Raw genomic sequence first — 16,515 nt, forward strand, 5'->3', positions numbered from 1 at the left:
ATATATGAATTAGGGTGTTGCTTCGTGGTCTTAGCATAACTGCATTATGCCTTATGTAGGAGGATGGATGCCATGAAATTTGCGCTTTTTACCCTGATGATGAATATTCCGAATGCAGTGACGGGGGAGACATGGACGGCACAGCAGAAATTTCACAATGTTCTTCAGCAAGCGGTTTTTGCCGAGAAGCTTGGCTTTGAAGCTTATGGTGTTGGCGAACGGCACGGGCGGCCTTTTCTCTCCTCCTCGCCTCCGGTTGTGCTGACCGCAATCGCGGCACGGACGTCCAGCATAAGGCTTCTGACTACCGTCACGGTGCTCAGTGTACTGGATCCGGTGCGAGTCGCCGAGGATTATGCGACGCTCGACCATTTATCCGGGGGAAGGCTGGAGCTGATTATCGGTAAAGGGAACGATCCGCGTCATTACCCGCTTTTTGGAGTAAAGGAGGAGGAGCAGTGGGATTCGCTTGCCGAACGGTACGCGCTTCTCAAGCGGTTATGGAACGAGGAGAACGTAACCTGGGAAGGGCGCTACCGTGCGCCGCTTCACCATGTAACGACCGAGCCACGACCCTACCAGTCGTCCATCCCCGTCTGGCACGGCAGTGCATCAAGCACGCGGTCCACGGAGCTGGCTGCACAGTACGGCGAGCCGATTTTCTCGTCGAATACGTTCCATCCGAAAGCCAAATATAAGGCATTGATCGATCATTATCGCGAGCGGCTCGCCTATTACGGTCATGACCCGCAGAAAGCGGTAGTCGGCGCGGGAGCCGGAAGACTTTATTTGGCCGATACCTCGGAGGAAGCGGTCCGGCGGTACCGCCCCTACTATGATGCTTTTACTTCTACAGCCTCCGCTCAGCATAACCAATCCCCCTTCAAGGATCTGGAGGATAATATCAAGAACGGTCCCGCCCTTGTCGGCAGCAAGGATTTCGTCATCGAGAAGATCCTGAACTATCACGCCGCCTATGGGAATCAGGTGCTGAGCATCAGTGTAGACGGCTTGACCGAAGCTGAACAGAAGGAGCAGCTGGAGCGGTTTGCGGAGGACATTATGCCTGTGCTGCGAAGAGAAATTCCAAGCACAGTCTGGAATAAGGATTCACGGAGGCCTCAGCCTGCGATTAATTAAGACTAACGGGCGGGATTCCTTTTCGTCTTCGGCAATGATACGATGAAGCTATCAGAAGACGAAAGGAATTCAATGGAAATGAATGGAAATAGAACCATGCTTGTCATTGACGATCAAAATGGAATTAGTGTATTCATGCAGAAGACCTTTACCGAAATGGGCTTCAACGTGCTCCTCGCTGAGAATGGGAGGAAGGGGATAACCCTGTTCACCGAGGCATCCCCGGATATCGTTCTGCTGGACATCAAATTTCCCGGCGGCTTGGACGGCATCGAGACTTTACAGGAGTTGATGACCCTTAACCCACGTGCCAAGGTCATTATGATGACTTCTTACGAGGATCATTATGAAGAATGCATGGCCCTGGGTGCCGTCGATTACTTAGAGAAGCCTTTCGACTTGGAGGATTTGAAGGAGAGGGTTGAGCGCTATTCGGCGGCCGGCGTCGAATAGCGCTCAACCCTCTCAGCCGTAATCGAAGTAATCCGCAGTCACGTGCCGCAACCGCGACCTCTTATCCTTCGCAGCTCATTGGAGTAACGACCGGAGTCTCCACCGGTTATACCATTCGGTGACGCTCCGCTGTAAGGCTGCATCCATCACCATCTTTTTGGAGGTCAGCATCCAATACTGCACCTCCACACTTCCGGCAAAGCCTAGCGTATCATACAGCTTCATCAAGCTGAAATAGCTTGCTGCGTCGTCAGGCAGAAGCTGCTGGATGCGCTGTTGAACCCGAACGGCCTTCCTTATATCCCCCTGCTCCACATAATAGCGGCTTAATCTTCCGGCATGCTCCAGCCAAAGCCGCTTAAGCCGCTCCCGTTCTTGCCGGGCCCATCCGTAGTCTGGATTTGCATGGTAATGGCCTGCGTACCGCTTCAGCACATCCTCATAATCCGCTAAAGACTGAACGGTAAGGTCTCCAAGCTGCTTCAGCTTTCGCTCCCACTCCTCTGTCTCCAGTCGCACGTTCCCAGTCGACAGCATACAGCCGCCTTCCGAATCCCCGCATGTTAGGGTGACCCCATCCAATGGACAGCTTCTCAAAGCCTCTCGAACGTGATCCAGCATGATGTGCAGCTGTTGAGCCGCTCTGGATGGCTCAAGCTCTGGCCACAGCAGCTGAATCAGCTCGCTTGTACCGGCCACCCGGTTCCGGTGATGCAGCAGATAGGCGAACAGCTCCTCCGCTTTATCGCTGCGCCATTCGATGGTCTTGGGGGCTTGCCCGGGCCATTGATAGCGGAGCTTGTTAAAGCAGCAAAGGACCGGCGGCTCCGGTTCACTGAAGCGCTCTTGGTCCCCAGCCTCTCTCTCCTTCAAGCGACTCACGGTTTGCTTCAACCGCTCCAGCCGGACCGGCTTCATAATATAATCCAATGCATGAAGCTCAAAAGCCTCAAGCGCGCAGTGCTCATATCCCGTTACAAATACGAGCTGGATGCCGGGAACCGACTTTTGCAATTGTGCACCCAGTCGAAGGCCGTCGATTTCGGGCATATGGATATCTAAAAAAGCAGCGTCGGGCTGCAGCATTCGTGCGTTTTCCAATACTTGATACGGATCGGAATAGGCTCCCACGACTTCAACGGTACCTACATCACACTCCAGCATTTTCTTTAAGTATTGGAGCGACAGCCGTTCATCGTCAACCAGTATGGCTCGCATGTCTGAAAAACCCCTTCCTCATGTTTGCAAATACATCTTGAGCAGCTGCCCTATATTCTATCTCATGGAACTGTACAAAAACTGTACAAACGAAGTCTAAAAACAAACATGCATGTCGAATGATATAAGGAGTGGAATATTTTGTTCGGTTACCCAAGTTTTAGGTCTATGGTCCTTTCGATACTGAGACAATCTGATCTTGCGGAAGTCGAATTTTATCTGATATTGTCATTTTTGTTCAGAATTTGTTTAGTGTCCGGTGCTATAGTGAAGATCTGCGGCATTCTATGATAATGCCTAAAGGATCGTAAGGGGATGAGGAAGCTTCGTGGAGGTCATGTATGGAACATCTGATAGGGAAACAAGTAAAGCACGATATTATTAACGCCTATGGTGCTACGGTTCTGCCTGCCCGGACTATCATTGATCACGAAGCTTTGACCGTGCTGTCGAATCACAGAATCCCGCCGGAGCATATTGCCGTTGTGGACCTGACCTTGCCCGAAGAGGACGGAGAAGCCGCCGCGCTGTTGGAACAAACGGTAGCCGTATCCAAGGAATTGATAGTATCGATCAAGCGCTCGCGCAAAATTCCCGTGATCGAAATTAGAAAGGAAATCTTACCGGCGATCCGGCAGATAGCGGCGCGAGATAATCTCTTTCAATTATTTGAGCTGGTCAAGGCCAAGGATGATTATACCTACCAGCATAATATCGGAGTGGGTGTGCTTTCGACCTTGATTGGCCGATGGATGAATTTAAGCGAGCCGGAGCTTGCGAACCTGTCGCTTGCGGCTACGCTGCATGATATAGGGAAGGTGAAAATCCCTGATGAAATTTTGAACAAGCCCGGCAAATTAACGGACGATGAATATGAGCTGGTGAAGAAGCATACGATTTTCGGCTACGAAATGCTTAGGGATACGAGAGGAATAAGCCACCGAATCGCCCTTGTCGCCCTGCAGCATCATGAACGAGAAGACGGAAGAGGCTATCCGTTCGGACTTCAAAAGTCCAAGATCGATCTGCTAAGCTCGATTGTGGCCGTTGCCGACATTTTTCATGCGATGTCCTCAAAACGTCCCTATCATGAACCACTCCCTTTCTATGAAATCGTCAGTCAAATGCAGCGGGGCAAGTTCGGAGAGCTCGATCCGAAGATCATATCGCTTTTTGTCGATAATATGATTCGACGATTGGTGGGAAAGCAGGTTGTGCTCACGGATGGAAGAGTAGCCGAGGTAGTCTACTTGAATCCGCATCATATGGAGGCACCTCTCGTCAAAATAGAAGACGAATTCATCGATTTAAGCAAGGAGAGCAGCTTGCAAATCCGGGAGATTTTAGCTTGGTAACGGAAAGGGATATATTAGGATTGTATATTCCTTATTTTACATGATGTTGTCACAGGATATTAGTTTGTTCCGAGAGGTTGGATATGGTAGAATTAGGTCTTAAAGCCTAATTAAATGATATTATCCATTAAAATATCCTATGATTCGACAATATTTTCATTCAGGAGGCAGGCTGTGTCGTTTTTGAAAAAGAGCCTATGGAGTACTAGTGTTGTTCTGGCTGCAATGGCGGTCTACATGCTTTTACCTATCGATAATAAATATAAGGCGGTTCCGGATGTGAACTCTCAAAGCAATGAAGCTGTGGAACGGGTACGGCTGCTTCCCGGAGAGCAGTTCATTCAATCTCATATGTTGAATGAAAACGGGACGCTGCGGACTTATATGAAGGCCAATGAATCCAAAAATGCACATACGGCCGCTGGGCACGATGCTTTATCCGAGTCCATGGGGTTCTGGCTGCAATATGCATTGGAGAAGGGGGACCTGAAGCTGTTCCGTCAAAACGCAGAGATTGTTAAGACCACGTTTATGAAGCCGGACGGCTGGATCGCCTGGAAGGTCGGACCTTCGAATACGCCGGCGACAACGAATGCGCTTGTCGATGATTTGCGGATCGCCTACTCGCTGTACAGTGCAGCCGCCAAATGGCAGGATGCCGATTTCAAGACGATGGCCGATACGATTACGAAAAGCGTGACAAGCAAGCAGGTGGTTAACGGCACCTTCCGGGATTTCTATGATTATGAGAAGAAATGGCCAAGCAATGTCATTACGCTGCCTTACCTGGATGCGACGGCTATCACCAGCCTGTACGAGCACAGCAAGATCAGCGAAGACCTGTTCCAGAAGACGAAGTCCTTCATGATCGATTTGCCTGTGCAAAACGGGTTTTATCCGTTCAATTACCATATTGATGAGGAACGGTTTGAATTCCATGATCAGGTGAACCTGCTGGATCAGCTCTTTGTCGAATATTCTCGTGCCAAGTTTGGACAGAAGGATTCGGAATTCTGGGCGTTCCTTAAGGAGGCCTTTGAGAACGATCATGTGCTGTACGGAAAATATGATATAGAGACGAAGCAGCGGGCGGTGGAGTACGAGTCACCTTCGGTGTACGGGCTAGCTATCTTGTGCGCTATGGAGCATAACGACAGTGTGCTTGCGAAGGATCTGTATTACCGTATGATTCGTTTCCAGACGTTAAATCCGGAGAGCGAATACTATGGAGGCTACATAGATTACCAGAAAACGGACACCCATATTTTTGATAACCTTGTTCCCTTGTTAGCAGAAAGGAAGCTTTATAATGCGAGGATTTTACAATAAGCCCAGAACCTTTTTTCTCATGCAGGCCTGCTTCTTTCTGTTCATTATTGCGCTGTGCCTGTATGTAACAGGGTTCAAGCAAATCCCGTGGACGATAATGACGCTATTCGCCAGTGCCCTTATCATTCTGATGACAAGTCTGCTGGGCGGCCTGTTATTCGGGCTCGGTCTTAGCCTGGCGGCGATGTTTGTGCTCGGAAGCGTACTGCTCTGGGACGCGTTCTTCTCTTCAGCCCTAACCTTCTCGATCCAAGAGATTGTCATTTGGATGATCGCTATCGGGGCGGCTTCTATCATAGGAGGCGTTCTCCACAGATGGGCCACTACGGTAACGAACGAGAATAAGGAAATGAACCGTAAATTCGATGAGCTTGTCACGATTGACGAAGCGACAGGGTTCGACAACAAGAAACGGTTCTACTTCGAGCTTGAGGAGGAATTCAGACGATCCATCCGAACGGGGACGCCGTTCACGCTCTTGCTGATCCGCTTCAAATATTTGGCGGAGTACGAACGGCTCTACGGGCAGGAAGAGAAGAAATATTTGATCAAATCGTTATCCGACGTGCTGTGGACGCAGACGCGAATCAGTGACCGCAAGTTCAGGCTGGAGGACGATACGTTCGCTGTTATTTTATTTAATACCGGATCGGAGAACGTTCATTTCGTTTTGAACAAGATGGAGGAGCAGATGAAATCCCATAAGCTGTCGAACGGGAAGAAAGAAGTAACCATTACCATCTCCTTCGGAACGTCGAGCTTTGATAAGGAATTCAATGATTACTCGGAGTTGATTCAGCTTGCATACGAAGAGCTTGAAGCTTACACGCAATAATCTCATACGCCGTTTGATTCCCATTCTGCTGTTAGCTGCGGTGCTATGTCAGATGATCCCCGCTGCCAAAGCCTTTGCGGACGCCGGAGTACAGCAGGATTCCAAGGTGCTGCTTATTTATTCGACAGAATCCGGCATGATTACTGAGTCGGTCCGATTGCTGGACCTGCTGCTGGGGCAGTTCTCCCGAAGCATTGTCATAAAAGAGGACGATGAGGTAACAAGCAGCGATTTGCAGGGCATAACGCATCTGGCTTATTACGGAGGCACCCCGAAAACCCTATCGCCCGAAGTTGTGCGATGGATTACCGAATTTCAAGGCCCGGTCTTGGCCGTCGGGGCTAATGCGGAGCAGCTTCACAGCCGGTTTTCGTTTATGACGGTAGGATCTGATGTGTATATTAACCGGATATCCAAGATAGATGCTTCCACCGGAGAGCCGGTGTATCAGCTTCTGGAGACCAACTATCCTATTACCCAAGTAACGTTAAGCCGCGGGAAGGCGCTTTTCAACGGCTTGAGAGGCGATGACGCGTTCCCTCTATTCGTTCAGTATGAAAATAGCGCCTATTATGCTGCGGATAACTTCTATGTCCCCTTTGACCGGTTCTTGAGCCGGGGGCTGGCGGATTTATTCGGCAAGCAGCTGACGGAGGACGGGCACACGGCCTACATCCGGCTTGAGGATGTTCACCCCATGTCCGATCCCAAGCTGCTGCAGCAGACCGGGGACTACCTGGCGGATAAAGGAATTCCGTTCATGATAGCTCTCATCCCGATCTATACCAATTCGGAAACGATGCAGCAGGTGCATCTATCCGATTCCCCGGCCATCGTGGAGGTGCTACGTCACCTTCAAGCACGGGGCGCAAGCATTTTGCTTCACGGGTATACGCACCAATACAGGGCATCCGAGACGGGGGAAGGCTTTGAGTTCTGGGATGTCATCAACAATACGCCTATCTGGGGACCTTCGGACCAGGACACAAAGGTGAAAAAAAGATATGAATTTTCCTCCAAAGAAGAATATGACCGCTATATGCAGCAGCTTCAAGCTTTTGAAAAGCAGTATATCGATAACCGAATCGTGAGCGGCATTCAGGAGCTGACGGATCTGGGCTTATATCCGCTAGGATTCGAAGCGCCCCACTATGTGATGAGCCAAACCGGCTACGAGATCGTTTCCCACTATTTCAACTATTTGCTCGGGCAAGTACAGATCAGCAACAGCAGCTGGGAGAACATGGGGGAGTCCCCCTACATGTCGACTCCGTCCTTTCTGCATGGAATGACGCTGCTCCCTGAAACCGTCGGATATTACGACGACACTTCCTTTACGCCGGAGACCGACTTTGACCGGAAAATAGAAGGGATGCAGTTCATTGAAGGCAGTATGATGGGCATGTTCTATCACCCTTATCTGGGTCTTGGAAAGCTGCAGGCGTTCATCTCCCATATGGAGCGGGTACCGAATCTGAAGTGGCTGGATTTGAAAAAAATGAACGCTTCCGTCCAAGCGCCGAACACTACTATTACAACGGATGCGGAAGGACAAATTCATTATGTCAATACAGCGCCTCGCTCGGAAGCGAAGCAGGTGGTCAAGACGCTGAAGAAGCTTGGCGGCGTCCAGCTGATTATGTGGGGAGTTGCGATCCTGGTAGCGGTCATGGTTCTGATGTTCTTCCTTTACACCATCAGCATGAGAATGAATTTGCGCAAACAACTATTCGAGGAGCGAAACATCAGTGGCTAATCTACTGTTCTACATCTCATTGACCGTTATTTGGCTTATGCTGCTCTACCACATGTTTCTCATGCAGGGAGGCTATTTGCATTACCTTCGCTTCCGCAAGCCGATTGCGGAGTGGGAGAAGAAGCAGTATGAATGGCCCAAGGTGAGCGTCTTGATTCCGGCGCATAACGAAGAGGTCGTGATCGAACGGACGATTAAAGCGATGCTGAAGCTCGAATATCCGAAGGATTTGCTTGAAATTATCGTTATTGACGACAATTCGAAGGATCGAACCGGCGAGATTGCCGACAGCTACGCAAGCCGTTATGATCGGTTGAAGGTCGTCCATCTGAGACCTCCCAATATCGGGGGCGGCAAATCGGGAGCTTTGAACCATGGCTTCAGGCATGCGACGGGTGACATTATTGTCGTGTATGACGCGGATAATACGCCGGAGCGTAAAGCCGTGTATTACCTGGTGCTCGCGATGCTTAACGATCCGAAGGCCGGTGCCGTCGTCGGCAAGTTCCGTGTCATTAATGCGGCCCAGACGCTGCTGACACGCTTTATCAATATCGAAACGATCTGCTTCCAATGGATGGCGCAGGCCGGGCGGTTTTTCTGGTTCGGGGTCGCTACGATTCCGGGCACGAATTTCGCCATAAGGCGCAGCATCATCGAGGAGCTGGGCGGCTGGGACGAGAAGGCCCTGGCGGAGGATACCGAGCTTACGATCCGGGTCTATAATATGGGCTACCATATCCGGTTCTTCCCTGCGGCGATCACTTGGGAGCAGGAGCCGGAGACGTGGAAGGTATGGTGGAAGCAGCGAACGAGATGGGCCCGGGGCAACCAGTATGTCGTCCTTAAGTTTATGTCCAGGCTGTTTACACTGAAACGGAAAAGCATCGTGTTCGACCTGATTTACTTTTTCTTTACGTATTTTCTGTTCTTCTTCGGCGTCATCGTATCGGACGGCTTGTTCGTGGTCAATCTGTTCACGGACCTTCATTTGAATGTAGGCATGGTCTCGATCATTCTATGGATTCTGGCCTACTTCCTGTACATCACGGAAGTGATGATAGCTCTGGGCATTGAGAAAACCGAGCTGAATACAAGGAACTTTTTTATCGTATCTCTCATGTATTTTACGTATTCGCAATTTTGGATCCTTCTCGTGCTTTACGCGCTTTACCTCGAAATGAAGCGGGTCATCTTCAAGCAGGAAACCAAGTGGTATAAAACCGAGCGTTTCCAGCAAAAGAAAAAGCAAGAAGGAGCGGCATCCTGACATCACTATAGAATTGAAAGGTGTTTATATACGAATGAATGCTTATCGCAAGACCGTGTTGTACGGCAGCATCAGTCTTCTGGCTCTTCAGCTCGTTCTGACGCCCTTGGCGCCTTATGCGGAAGCGGCCGATCCGGCGAGAGCCCCCAGAATCACTATATCGTCGTCCTACGTGAACGACGGAGCAGCAGCCGCGTTCAGCTCCAATATTTCTTCCACCAACTCCGGCTATTTGACGCATCTGGCGAACGATAATATTGCCATGACGCGGGTAGACAGCGTACAGCAGCTGTATTATACCGTTCCGAGAGCGGATGTAAGCGACGGCAGCTATATCGATCTGGATATCAGCTACTCCGAGCTGCTGCTTCCCGCGACTTCGACCATAACGGTCTCTATCGATGGAAGGCCGCTCAAAAGCATTCCGTTAACGAAGGAGACCAGCTCGCGTCTGACCAGCAGAATTCCGTTGGGAAGCGAGGATGTTACCCCTGGCTTTCATACGATAACGATTGAAAAGCACAGCACCATTTCCAACGATCTGTGCAATGATGAGGAGAACCCCGCGAATTGGTTGAAAATCAACCGGTCCTCGGTTATTTTCCTGAACACGACGACTTCTTACAGGACAACGGATTCATTAAGCAGTTACCCGTATCCGTTTGTAGAGCCGGGGATTCAGGATGAAATGTACGGAGCTGTTCTGGTTCCGGACCATCCTTCCGCCGATATCATCTCTGCAGCGATGAAACTGGCGACCTACTTGACGTCCCGGACGTCGACGAAGCGGGCAGCGCCGGTCCTGACGGAGTCCGAATGGCTCAATCAGAACCGTTTGCTTCCGGCGGTGGCCATGGGAGGCATCGATTCGTGGAACGGACCAGTCAAGCAAATGCTGTCCGAGAGTCCCGTTCAGGTGAGCAATCAGCAGATGAGCCTCGATACGTTCGTCGTTACCAATCAGGCGAATAATGAAAGCCGGCAGGTTCTTCTTGTCTCCGCAGCTACCGATAAGGTCATTCATGATCAGATTCACGTGTTGACGGAAAAGAACTACGTCGATCAGCTGGCAGGTAATCACTTGTTGATTAACGAACAGCCCAAAGCAGCTGATGTATCGAATGCAGCGAAGCCTATCACCTTTGAATCTTTAGGCTTTGCCAATATCAAGCTGGATAAGACAAGCGCCAATTCCGATCGGCTGACTTACTCCATTCCGCCCTTCTGGAGCCTGACCGGAGAGAGCCAGCTGCTGCTGAAGGTCAGAGTGTCTCCGCTGCTTCAGAACGAAGCTGTTGATACCTCCGACAAAAACAAAAATGCATCGGTACCAGCGGATAGCGCAGGATTGACAGTAGTGATTAACGACATTCCCAAAACGTTCTCCTTCTCGGAAATCGTCAAAGCCAAGAAAGAGGACGACAGCTATCTACTTCCCATACCGCTCGCGCCGTATTTGAAGGGGAATAACAGCAATGCCTTGAATATGTCGTTCACGGCCCACTTGAATGAGGCGCATAACGTGTGCGGACCCAAGACCGATAACGGCAAATGGATCTTTATAGATAAGAGCAGCTCGCTTCAGCTGCCTCACGAAGTTCAGAAGGAAACGACCTTCAAGCATTGGCCGTCCCCGTTTGTTGGGGATCAAGGTCTGGATCATACCGTATTTTTGCTGCCTAAGGATCCGGACGGGGTTCTGCTAAGCCAGCTGGCGGCCATGATTCGGGATATGACGAGCGGCTCGTCCGTGTCGTCTACCGTTGAGATCGCGCAGGACCAGCAGCCTGATCTGGAGCAAAAGCTCAAAGGAAACAACGTCATTCTCGTTGGCAATCCGGATTCCTTCCAAGCTCTTCAAAGCTATAAGGACCAGCTCTTGATGAGCCCGGGCAACAGCCAGTTCGCTGCAGTCACCTCCAATATTATTAATGAAACGACGGAGTATGCAGCCTGGATTCAAGCTTCCCCTTGGGATAAAGACCGCGTCTTGGCGGTATTCCAGGCCGGGGCAAGCAATAAGCAGGCGAAGGATACGTTTATCCATGCCAATATGTTGAAGTTTTTAAATAGCGAGCAGAAGTCCAGTCAGGTTGTTGTCATGAGCAAGTCCAATGAGGTGTTATCACTCGACCTCAAGGGGCTGCAGGAAGCCAAGCCTGCATCGAACCCTGCAAGCTCTCCCGGTTCTAACCGTACCTTGTTATGGATGGCTGCTGCGGTCGGCGTAGTGTTCATCGTGGGTCTCATTTTCTTTATTCGTCTGCTTCGCCGTCCTAAATAATCTAGTTCAAAAACCCGATACCCGGCTTGATGCTGATCGGGTTTTTTGCATTATAAAAATGTAAGAATTCCGGGATTCCCCACATAGTACCTGAATCGGCATTGGATCCAAGGCCCCACGTTATGGGATTATTTTGTCGCTTTTTTTGAAAGTTAAGGATAAATGGACCATAAATCGATAGGAAAAGTCGAATGATGGCGATTCTTGTTCAGATATTGTTTAGTTCCTGCCTGTATAATTTGGAACGATGAACGTGAGTTTTCATATTTGGTTTTTAAAGGGAGGGAAGGGATAGAGCGATCGGGACATGGTTTATAAAGGGTAGGGTTCAAGAAACGAGGAAATATGAAAAAGGAGTAAAAAAATGAAGCGACAGAAAGCCAAATGGATGTCATGGGTCCTCATGCTCTGCATGATGGTCACCATGATGCAGCCGCTCACTTTGAAGGCCAACGCGGCCACGAGTGATACGAAGTGGGTAACGTTTAAGAATGATGAATTCGCGAGTGGGAATCAGTTGAATCTCTTCACCCGTAATGGCAATGCAGAAGCCGTCATTGACGATAAGAACAGAAATGTAATGCGTTTAACGGAACAAACGGGAAATGTGTTCGGTAGTATTTTCAACAAAAAGATGATCACATCAACCAATAAGTACTCCTTCAGCACGTTCTTTAAATTCCGATTGAATGCCAAGGCAAACAACAGCCCGGCTGACGGGATTACGTTTACTATTCAAGCCCAATCCAACGATGCAGGAAAAGAAGGGTCAGGCATTGGATATGGCGGGATTACACCGAGTTTTGCCGTGAAGTATGATACTTGGCAAAACACAGAGAGCGGCATTAAAGACCCGTCAAACAACTATATCGGATTGGCTGTAAATGGCGATATAAGAAACACTAATCCTGATTGGTATACTCCAGGAACTTATCTAAGTTCAAATAACATTAATCTCTCAGATGGAAATGAATATTTTACTTGGATTGATTATGATGCAAGCAAGAAAAATGTAAAAGTATATATTAGCAATACTGAAACACGTCCAGAAGACCCTGTTCTAGATGCTGGCGATATCGATCTGGAGTCTATTTTCAGTGGCAAACCAGGTGTATACGCAGGCTTCACGGCTGCAACAGGCGGATCTATGGAAACGCATGATATCCTGTCATGGTATTTTATAAACAAGTTGGATCCTATTGATACAACCAAATATCATTACAAACAAGCTCCAACGACAGTCAAAGTGAATGCAGTACCTACAGGTGAGCCTGGAAAATATAACGTTACCGCAACCATGTATGACGTAGATGGTAAGCCTGTACCTGATGCTCCGCTTACCTTCAAAACCTCTCAAGGGGACGTGCCTGCGCAAGCGGATAACAACGGTCAAGCAAGTATTGTAGTAGACTTCGGAAGCAATCCTCCTAGCGACATTACGGCGATTGCTGTCGGCGGTGCTTACGCAACCGTGAAAATTCCTCCTGCACCGACGAACCTTGCTACGGGAACGACGGCTCAAACGGCGAACACGCTGAAGTGGAGTACGGTAACCGGCGCAACTTACTACAACGTATATAAAGACGGTGTTTTGCTTGCGACGAATGTTACAGGAGCTACTTATAATGTAACAGGGCTTACACCAGGAGAATTCGCAACATTTACCGTTACTGCTGTAACGAATAACGCGGAAGGCATTGCTGAATCTCTTCCTTCCAACAGCGTAACGCTGCCTATTCCAGTGGGGGTTGCTATCGATACCCCTCAATATACACTGCCGGTAGGCTCTACACATCAAACGGTAGTTTCCACCGTCTATTCTGACGGAAGCAAGACAGATGTAACGAATCAATCCACCTTTACTTCGACAAACAAAACTGTCGCAACGGTAGGACCGGACGGGCTGGTTACAGCGATCGGAGCAGGAACTACAGTTATCGAAGCCGTATATAACGGTAAGAAGGTTCAAGCAACCGTTACGGTACCTATTGCTGCACCGACTGGAGTTGCTACCAAGGACGTAACCTCCACCGAAGCGACGATTGTATGGAATGCGGTCCCGGGAGCGCAAACCTACAACATCTACGATAACGGCAAATTAATTGCATCCGGCATCACGGATACTCAGTATAAAGCAATCGGATTGACGCCTGGATCAGAGCACAAATTTACCGTGAGTGCGGTTAGCAATGGCATCGAATCCAAGCCATCCGGCGAATCGGGCGCAACGACAACAACCTTGCGTGATCTGCTCGTGGATCCGGCAAATGCTATTCTCGTAACAGGAACAACTAAACAAACCAAAGCAAGCGCAGTGTATCTGGATGAGAGCGTTAAGGATGTAACGAAGCAAGCAACGTACAGCTCCTCGAATCCGGCTGTTGCTACAGTGGATGCTAATGGCTTGATTACAGCCAAAGCTCCGGGAACAACGACTATTACGGTTACCTTTGACGGCAAGACGACAACTCAAACGATTGTGGTACAAGATCAGGCTCCTGCATTCAACCTGACCTTCAGCACTTCGCCTGAGACTGTTGTAGCCGACGGCAACACCAAGGTGACATTGAACGCCAAAGCAACTTCTCCAAACGGCGAGCCTGTTGCCGGAGTACCGGTTACATTCCATTTTGGCAATGGCTCTACTGGCGATATTACAGTAATGACGAATGATCAAGGTATAGCTTCTGCGGAATATACAGTGCCGGCTCTGCAAGGCATTATCCCTGTTAGCGAAGTTATTACCGCAACGGCAACCGACGCGAAGTCCGGATTGTCTCAACAGCAAAGCGTTAATATGACGTATATGCCTGCTGCCGTAACCGGGTTCGTTATGGACCAAGTGACAGGCAAGCCTGCTGCCGGAGCAACCGTTGCAGTAACAGCTGATTTTGACGGCGACGGCGTTATCGATTTTAACTCGACAGTAACGACAGGACCGGACGGTTCTTATGTCATCCCTGTTCCTCGTGGTGACTTCACGTACACGATGAATATCGAGACACCGGTGCAAATCGGCAACCAAACCGTCACTCTGAAGCAAACACAAACAGCAGTTGTAGGTCTATTAAGCGGCGTTGGTCAAAAGGTTGACTCTGCAAACAAAATCAGCGGTGTATTGTTCGTCGCGTCTTCCGGATCGAATTCGCAGCCGACCGTAGGCAGCCTGTTCGGAAACGGAAATGTAAGCGTGCTGGTAGAAGGCTTGAACGGCAATTCCTTTAAGACTACACTTCCGCTAAATGCAGAAGGTAATTTCGAATTGGCCGACATACCACAAGGCGAATATAAAATTACGTACCAAATTAAAGCACCGAACGGAACATTATTAGCCGGACCATCGACAACAGTGAAAGTAAACAAGAACGGGGAATTGGGCGTTGTCTATTCCTTGATCGACCCATTCGGTGTTGTTACTGATGCGTACACAGGACAAATTCTTGAAGGGGTCACCGTGAAGCTGTACTGGGCGGATACAGAGCTGAACACGCGACTAGGCCGTACGGCGCATACCGAAGTCAGCTTGCCGGAACTGCCAAATTTTGCACCGAATAAAAACCATAACCCGCAAATAACGGATGCATTCGGACAGTATGCCTGGATGGTTTATCCGGATGGAGATTACTACATTGTTGCTTCTAAACCTGGTTATATCAATTACAACACTTTGGATGCCAAACCGAACGTAGAGGCAGCTAATGGCTCAACCAGCTATATCAAAGACGGCATCATCCATGTAGGAAAAGATGTCATTGGCTTGGATTTCGCTATGCGCAGAATTCCTTCTTCGGATCGCCGTAGCTCCGGAGGCGGCGGCTCCAGCTACGTGCCACCGGTTACACAACCATCCTTAAACCTGACGGTTGACAAAAACATGGTCAAGGAAGGCGAACAATCTACGGTTACGATCGACTATAAAAACCCTACTACTTCTTCGATGAACGGCGTAATCACCTTTAACATCCCTAAAGGGGCAGAAGTGGTGAGTGCTGGCGGTGGTACGGTTAACGGCGACAAGATCACATGGAACATCTCCGATTTGGCTGCCGGACAAGACGGAAGCTTCAAGGTAGTATTGAAATGGGGTCTTCTGACAGCGGCTGACGCAGAGTTCGACCTTTCCGGTCAATTTGCAGTGAACGGAACAACCGATGTAAAAGCAGATTCCGCAGTGAAGGTGAAAGTATTCTCCGACCGCTTCGGTGATCTTAAGCACCAACGTTATATTCTCGGTTACCCAGATGGCAAATTCCATCCGGACAACACGCTGACACGCGCAGAGCTGGCAGCTATCGTTGCGAGATTAACGGAAAATGTGAACGTGAATGACGCTTTGGCTTATAACGATGTTCAAGAGAGCCACTGGGCGGCTAACTACATCAAGATTGCTACGAAGCATGGTTACTTCAGCGGCTTCGAAGACGGAAGCTTCCGTCCGGAAGCTCAGGTGTCCCGCGGAGAGCTGGCGTCCGTTATGGCTCGCTTCCTGAAATTAAGTGCTGCGTCGCCGACGGAGTATCACTTCCAGGATACAGAAGGCCACTGGGCTGCTAATGCTATTGAGCAATTGTACCGCGGTAAATTCCTTGCAGGCTATCAAGACGGTTCGTTCAAACCGAACGACAGCATCCGCAGGGTTGAAGCGGTAACGATGATTAACCGTATGTTGTACCGCGGTCCTCTCCAAGGTACCGAGGTTGTATTCCCGGATGTTCCGGAAAGCCATTGGGGCTTTGGTGACGTGCAGGAAGCAACGATTTCCCACGAATCCACCCGCAATCAGAACGGAAGCGAAGCTTGGAAGAGCAAGCTTGCAGATGATGTGCAATAAAGAAACAACAAGAAACCGGTCATGCGCTGCATGGCCGGTTTTTT

The 16,515-nt window shown here is 49.5% G+C and carries 10 protein-coding genes; 9 read left to right on the forward strand and 1 reads right to left on the reverse strand.

What is annotated here, in order from left to right:
- Nucleotides 1-72: 72 nt before the first annotated feature.
- Together B1728_RS18935 and B1728_RS18940 are read left to right on the forward strand one after the other, a co-directional pair.
- Nucleotides 73-1,140 (forward strand): LLM class flavin-dependent oxidoreductase, encoded by a 1,068-nt coding sequence (locus B1728_RS18935; RefSeq protein ID WP_079911965.1) that lies wholly within the window; start codon nt 73-75, stop codon nt 1,138-1,140.
- A 78-nt stretch (nt 1,141-1,218) separates the two neighbouring features.
- Nucleotides 1,219-1,593, forward strand: coding sequence for a response regulator (locus B1728_RS18940; RefSeq protein WP_179136087.1), 375 nt, complete (start codon nt 1,219-1,221; stop codon nt 1,591-1,593).
- Nucleotides 1,594-1,668: 75 nt separating this feature from the next.
- Here the strand turns inward: B1728_RS18940 and B1728_RS18945 are convergent, their stop codons facing one another.
- The gene (locus tag B1728_RS18945) at nt 1,669-2,811 is read right to left on the reverse strand and encodes a response regulator (protein WP_079911967.1); all 1,143 of its coding nucleotides are present in this window, start codon (nt 2,809-2,811) and stop codon (nt 1,669-1,671) included.
- A gap of 341 nt (nt 2,812-3,152) precedes the next feature.
- On the opposite strand from B1728_RS18945, the gene B1728_RS18950 reads away from it, so the two are divergent.
- The 7 genes from B1728_RS18950 (at nt 3,153) to B1728_RS18980 (ending at nt 16,471) form a co-directional block, all read left to right on the forward strand.
- On the forward strand, nt 3,153-4,166 hold the full coding sequence (locus tag B1728_RS18950; RefSeq protein ID WP_079911968.1) for an HD-GYP domain-containing protein: 1,014 nt from the start codon (nt 3,153-3,155) through the stop codon (nt 4,164-4,166).
- Nucleotides 4,167-4,340: 174 nt separating this feature from the next.
- Nucleotides 4,341-5,495: a glycosyl hydrolase family 8 gene (locus B1728_RS18955; RefSeq protein ID WP_079911969.1), complete on the forward strand. Its 1,155-nt coding sequence runs from the start codon at nt 4,341-4,343 to the stop codon at nt 5,493-5,495.
- Nucleotides 5,476-6,330 (forward strand): GGDEF domain-containing protein, encoded by an 855-nt coding sequence (locus B1728_RS18960; protein ID WP_079911970.1) that lies wholly within the window; start codon nt 5,476-5,478, stop codon nt 6,328-6,330. Before B1728_RS18955 ends, B1728_RS18960 begins: the two co-directional genes overlap by 20 nt.
- The gene (locus B1728_RS18965; protein WP_079911971.1) at nt 6,296-8,086 is read left to right on the forward strand and encodes a polysaccharide deacetylase family protein; all 1,791 of its coding nucleotides are present in this window, start codon (nt 6,296-6,298) and stop codon (nt 8,084-8,086) included. The genes B1728_RS18960 and B1728_RS18965 overlap by 35 nt, the downstream gene beginning before the upstream one ends.
- A complete protein-coding gene (locus B1728_RS18970; RefSeq protein ID WP_079911972.1) occupies nt 8,079-9,356 on the forward strand; it encodes a glycosyltransferase family 2 protein in 1,278 nt (425 codons plus the stop codon). The genes B1728_RS18965 and B1728_RS18970 overlap by 8 nt, the downstream gene beginning before the upstream one ends.
- A gap of 34 nt (nt 9,357-9,390) precedes the next feature.
- Nucleotides 9,391-11,640, forward strand: a complete 2,250-nt coding sequence (locus tag B1728_RS18975) for a cellulose biosynthesis cyclic di-GMP-binding regulatory protein BcsB (protein ID WP_079911973.1) — start codon at nt 9,391-9,393, stop codon at nt 11,638-11,640.
- Nucleotides 11,641-12,004: 364 nt separating this feature from the next.
- Nucleotides 12,005-16,471: an S-layer homology domain-containing protein gene (locus B1728_RS18980; RefSeq protein WP_079911974.1), complete on the forward strand. Its 4,467-nt coding sequence runs from the start codon at nt 12,005-12,007 to the stop codon at nt 16,469-16,471.
- Nucleotides 16,472-16,515 lie beyond the last annotated feature (44 nt).

The sequence above is a fragment of the Paenibacillus sp. 32352 genome, from assembly GCF_002042965.1.
In the GTDB taxonomy this organism is placed as follows: Bacteria; Bacillota; Bacilli; order Paenibacillales; family NBRC-103111; genus Paenibacillus_S; species Paenibacillus_S vulneris.